Below are 2385 nucleotides of genomic sequence, written 5' to 3' on the forward strand. Positions count from 1 at the left end.
CAGCCAGCACCAGCGCTGACGAGCAGGCAGCCAAGGGTGACGCCCCCGCGCCCACCGCCGAGAAGGCCGACAAGCCGGCTACCAAGGCCGACACACCAACTGCCAACGCCGACGAGCCGGCATCCACCGCCAAGGCCACCGACAAGCAGGCCGCCAACGCCGACGAGCCGGCACCCACCGCCAAGGCCACCGACAAGCAGGCCGCCAACGCCGACGAGCCGGCACCCACCGCCAAGGCCACCGACAAGCAGGCCGCTTCCGGGGCCGATGCGGCGGCAACCAGCGAGGCCGAGGGAGGGCCGGCCGAGTCCACCCCGGACGGTGCGGCACCGGGAGCCCGTCGACGCCGGGTGCGCTTCGCGCACGCCGTACGCCTGCCTGGGCCGCGCACGGCGGCGCGGGCGACCCGGGCCTGGTCGCGGCGGCCCGCCGGCCGGCTGACCCTGCCGGGACTCTTCCTGCTCGTCCTGGTGGCGGCGACCGCGGCGGCCGGCGGGCTGCTGGTACCGGCCACCCTCGGCGCGTCGCGGCCGGTCGCCGTCGGTGGCTCCGCGGCGCCCGGGGATCCGGCAGCCACCGACGCACCCCCGCCCGGTGCCGTCCCGCCGCCGAACGCGACGTTGCCGCCGGGTGTCTCGCTGCCGCCGGGCGCGACGCCCACGAACGCGCTGGCCGCCGGACGCCCCTCCGACGCCCTGGCCGGCTGGGCCCGCGAGGTCGGCGCCAAGGTCGGCATCGACCCGATCGCCATGCAGGCGTACGGCTACGCCGAGCTGGTGCTCGCCGAGACCGAACGGGCCTGCGGCCTGAGCTGGACCACTCTGGCGGCGATCGGCTTCGTCGAGTCCCGCCACGGGCAGGCCAACAACGCGCAACTGGGCCCGGACGGGCGGGCGACTCCGGAGATCATCGGGCTGCCGCTCGACGGTGAGGGTGGCCGGATGCGGATCGCCGACACGGATCGGGGCGAGCTGGACGGGGACACCACATACGACCGGGCGATCGGCCCGATGCAGTTCATCCCGACCACCTGGGACGAGATCGGCGCGGACGCGGACAACGATGGCCGCAAGGACCCGCACAACCTCCACGACGCGGCCCTCGCCGCCGGCAAGTATCTCTGCAAGGGCGGCCGAAATCTCACCATTCCGGGTGACTGGTGGAACGCCATCCTGTCGTACAACGATGTTCGCAGGTACGCCCAGGAGGTCTTTGATACCGCCAACCGGTACGGACAGGCCAGTCGCGCCTGAAGTGATCGTCCGCATACATTGGAGAACTGGACACTTCCCCCAGGCTGCCATTGACGGCAAGCTAGACGGGTGATGGTGCGCGAGTGGGACCCCAGGACCGCGTCGTCCGCCGAGATCGCGTCGCTGCTGGACACGCTGAACGCGGTCCTGGCGGCCGATCTCCCGCAGGATCCGCAGTGGCGGGAGAGTTGCCTGCGGGAATATCTCGCCGAGGTGATGCCGGGCGAACGGCGGATCTCATGGGTGGCACAGGCCGAGCCCGCCGTGGACGGGACGCCCGGCGCCATCCTGGGTCATGTGCACGTGCTGCTGCTCGGCAGCATCGGCGTGCTGGAGGTGCTGGTGCACCCCTCCGTGCGGCGCGGTGGCCTCGGCCGGGACCTGGTCCTGCGCGCCGCCCGCCGGGTCTATCAGGAGGGCTTCGAGTCGATAGGGGTCGAGGTGGTGGGTGACACCCCCGCCGTCGGCTTCTACGAGTCACTCGGCTTCAGTCGTGAGTACGTCGAGACCCGCAGCGTGCTCGACCTGTCGAGCGTCCACTGGAGCGAGTTGGCCGAGATGTCCACCGGCGTCGGGGCGGGCTACCACGTGCAGTTCCACCCCGGCGGCCCACCGGATGAGCTGATCGAGGCGTACGCGCGGGCAAAGGCCGAGTTGCGGGAGGTCGAGGACGGTGAACTGCGGCCCAGCTCGTACGACCCACAGCGGCTCCGCGACAGCCTGGACTGCCTGCATCGGCGGGGCATGAAGCCGTACATCGTGCTCGCGCTGCATGAGCAGACCGGCGAGGTGGCCGGCCTGACCGAGGTGGTGGTGCCGGCCCAGCACCCGACCCGTGCCGACCAGTACGACACCATCGTGGTGCAGGACCACCGTGGCTACGGAATCGACCGTGCGATCAAGGCGCGGATGCTGCTGGAACTGCGGTCGGCCGAGCCGCAGCTGACCGAGGTCCAGACGTGGAACGCCCAGGCCAACGAGGCGATGCTCAAGGTCAACGCCGAGTTGGGCTACCGTCCCGACCGGGACTGGTGCGAATACAGCATCGACGTGGCCGAACTGGTCCACCGCCTCGACAGCTCCCGCTGACCGTAGGCGGCGTTCAGTAGCTCCCGGCATCGGGGTTCGGGGG

General features: G+C 71.6%; 2 protein-coding genes. Both read left to right on the forward strand.

Going from position 1 to position 2385, the window contains the following annotated elements; all coding sequences use genetic code 11:
• The coding region (locus tag C1I93_RS30145; RefSeq protein WP_258378383.1) for a lytic murein transglycosylase at window positions 1-1253 on the forward strand (1253 nt) is incomplete at its 5' end.
• Window positions 1254-1325: 72 nt separating this feature from the next.
• The gene (locus tag C1I93_RS30150) at window positions 1326-2342 is read left to right on the forward strand and encodes a GNAT family N-acetyltransferase (RefSeq protein WP_111246628.1); all 1017 of its coding nucleotides are present in this window, start codon (window positions 1326-1328) and stop codon (window positions 2340-2342) included.
• Window positions 2343-2385: the final 43 nt, after the last annotated feature.

It is taken from the genome of Micromonospora endophytica, assembly GCF_003236305.1.
Lineage (GTDB): Bacteria > Actinomycetota > Actinomycetes > Mycobacteriales > Micromonosporaceae > Micromonospora > Micromonospora endophytica.